The sequence below is a fragment of the Aquidulcibacter sp. genome (genome assembly GCF_049239865.1).
Taxonomy (GTDB): domain Bacteria; phylum Pseudomonadota; class Alphaproteobacteria; order Caulobacterales; family Aquidulcibacteraceae; genus Aquidulcibacter.
In genome coordinates, this window is record NZ_JBMLTR010000010.1 from 1 (window position 1) to 2,753 (window position 2,753).

Consider the following 2,753-nt stretch of genomic DNA (forward strand, 5'->3'; position numbering starts at 1 on the left):
TCCTTCCGTGTACCGACGGTGGTGATGCCCGCTTCGCCCATCCCGCCTAAAAAGACTTTAGCTGGGCCCGCATGGCCGCGCGCCAAAAGCCGAACCGCCGTGCGCGCGCCCAAGGAATAGCCGATGAGGTCAAAATCCGTGATGCCCAATTGCGCCAGGAGCACTTCTTGATCTTGAGGAAGCGCGTCTTTGGGATAGGCGGCAGGATCCGTCGGTGCGTCCGATTGCCCATGACCGCGCAAGTCTGGCAAGATGATGCGGCGGCCCGTTGCGGCCATCGCAGCGGCCAAGCCGGGCTCTATCCAGTTCAGTTGGGCGCTGGCCAAAAAGCCATGTAAAACCAAAGTCGGTCGACCATTTGGCGAACCAGTCTCAGTCCAAGCCAAATTTAGGCCGTCAAACGTCTTGAAGCGCGCGGTTCTGTAGTCCATGTCCGTCTGATGACCTCATCTCTGCCGCCCCCATTCATTTTTGTCGAAGGCGTTCGCAATTTCCGCGACTTTGGCACCTATCCAACCCAATCCGGCCAGACTGTGCAAGCGGGAAAGCTGTTCCGCTCTGCCAATTATGCGCAAGTGACCGAGGCGGGCCGGGCGAGGTTCCGAGAAACCGGGATTAAATTCGTCGTCGACCTACGTCGCGGGCATGAGCGCGAGATGCAGCCGAGCCAGTTGGGCGGGTTGCCGGTTGAAATTCTGTCGTCGGATTTGGGCGATGGCGATGGGGTGACCCTGCCGCCGCATTTGCAATTCATCCGCGATACCGATCTGACGCATCAAGCCACCCATGACCACATGATGTCATCCTATCGCCGCATCCCGTGGGAGCCCCAACATCTGACGCTGTTCACCGAAACCTTCGACCGATTGGCTGAGGGGAAAGGTCCGGTCGTCATCCATTGCGCGGCAGGCAAAGACCGGACCGGAATCTTGTGCGGCTTGATCCTCTATGCGCTGGGTGTTGATCTGGAGCGGATTGAACATGATTATCTATTGACCAATCACGTCGCCCACGACCCCAATCTCTTGGCCCAATATGCCAAGATGATGGGAAGCCAATTTGATAAGCATATTGACCCAGAGGCCCTGATGCCGATGGTTGGCGTGCATCAGGACTTCCTAGCGGAAGCATGGTCCGAGATGACACGGCGGGATGGCGGACTGGATGACTATCTCGATCGTCTGGGCGTGGATGCCGCCAAGAAGCGCGCCTTGGCGGACTATTTGCTGACAACCTGATGGGTTAGTTGTTTGCACGCCTGAAAAGTCTGGTTACAGTCGAGCGATGAGCTGGAAACCTGAGATCGAACAACTCCGTGCCCGCGAGGCCCTTGCCGAACAAATGGGCGGGGAAGAACGCGTCGCCCGTCAATTGGCGCAAGGCAAGTCGACCGCCCGTGCGCGAGTCGATGCTTTATTGGACCCCGGCAGCTTCCATGAGATTGGCAAGATCGCAGGGGTGGCGGACTATCATCCAGATGGCTCTCTCAAAAGCTATTTGCCGTCCAATATGGTGACAGGCCGTGGACGGATTGATGGTCGCCCTGTTGGCGTGATCGCCGACGACTTCACCGTGCGCGGTGGAGCGGCAGACGCTGCCATCTGGCAAAAGATGGTGCAGGCCGAAAAATTCGCTGGCGAATATCGCATGCCTTTGATCCGGATGGTCGATGGCACGGGTGGCGGCGGCAGCGTGAAGATGCTGGAAAAAGACCCCCGCACCTACATTCCAGAGACACCTGGCTGGGAAGTTGTGGTCGCCAATATGGGCCAAATCCCGGTGGTCTCCCTCGCCCTTGGCCCCTGTGCGGGACTGGGCGCTGGCCGGGTTGCCGCCAGCCATTATTCGGTGATGGTCAAAGGCCTCAGCCAAGTCTTTGTCGCAGGGCCACCTGTCGCGCGAGCCATTGGCGAGGACATTGATAAGGAAGGCTTGGGCGGCTGGGAAATTCAGGCCCGCAATGGTGTGGTGGATGAGGCGGTCGAGAGTGAAGCCGAGGCCATGGCCTATGCGCGGCGCTTCTTGTCCTATCTGCCGGGCTCAGTTGATGATCTGCCAGCGCGCGCACCCAGTTTAGACCCCGCCGATCGGAAGGAGGAATTCCTGCTTTCCATCGTGCCGCGCGATCGGGTGACCCCTTACAAAAGCCGTAAGATTGTCGAGGCTTGCGTGGATGCCGGCACCTTCTTTGAGATGGGCAAAGCTTGGGGGCGGTCCATCATAACGGGCCTTGCCCGGATTGACGGTTGGCCCGTCGCCATTATGGCGGGTGACCCTTATGTGCTCGACGGGGCGTGGACGGCGGATGCGGCCCGCAAGGTGGAGCGTTTTGTCGACCTTGCGAACACCTTCCACCTGCCCATCGTCCATTTCGTCGACTGTCCGGGCTTTGCAGTCGGTCGCAAGCATGAGCAGGCGGGTGTCACCCGTGCGGGCATCCGCGCGATGAGCGCGATTTATCAAGCACGCGTGCCCTTCTGTGCGGTGGTGATGCGCAAGGCCTATGGGCTGGCGGGCTCGGCCATGTTCAACCCCTCGCGCGCCAAGGCCCGCTTCTGTTGGCCGTCGGGTGATTGGGGCAGCTTACCGATGGATGGCGGGGTAGAGGCCGCCTTCCGCCGCGAACTCGAAGCCCATCCAGACCCGGTTGCAAGGCTTGCGGAGATTAAAGCTTGGATGGAAGGCCTTCGCAGCCCGTTCCGCACCGCTGAAAGCTTCTATGCCGAAGAAATCATCGACCCGCGCGACACCCG

The 2,753-nt window shown here is 59.9% G+C and carries 3 protein-coding genes; 2 read left to right on the forward strand and 1 reads right to left on the reverse strand.

Going from position 1 to position 2,753, the window contains the following annotated elements; genetic code table 11:
* Positions 1-431, reverse strand: a 431-nt coding sequence (locus tag ACOVRA_RS01590) for an alpha/beta fold hydrolase (RefSeq protein WP_421718778.1), incomplete at its 3' end; no start/stop codon positions are given.
* 9 nt (positions 432-440) lie between these two features.
* Here ACOVRA_RS01590 and ACOVRA_RS01595 point away from each other — a divergent pair.
* Both ACOVRA_RS01595 and ACOVRA_RS01600 read left to right on the forward strand, forming a co-directional pair.
* Positions 441-1,238, forward strand: coding sequence for a tyrosine-protein phosphatase (locus ACOVRA_RS01595; RefSeq protein WP_421718779.1), 798 nt, complete (start codon positions 441-443; stop codon positions 1,236-1,238).
* A gap of 46 nt (positions 1,239-1,284) precedes the next feature.
* Positions 1,285-2,753, forward strand: a 1,469-nt coding sequence (locus ACOVRA_RS01600; protein ID WP_421718780.1) for an acyl-CoA carboxylase subunit beta, incomplete at its 3' end; no start/stop codon positions are given.

Bases quoted from the DNA above. Each gene is read 5' to 3' on its own strand.
- ACOVRA_RS01595 (WP_421718779.1), top strand. From the start codon at position 441: ATGACCTCATCTCTGCCGCCCCCATTCATTTTTGTCGAAGGCGTTCGC.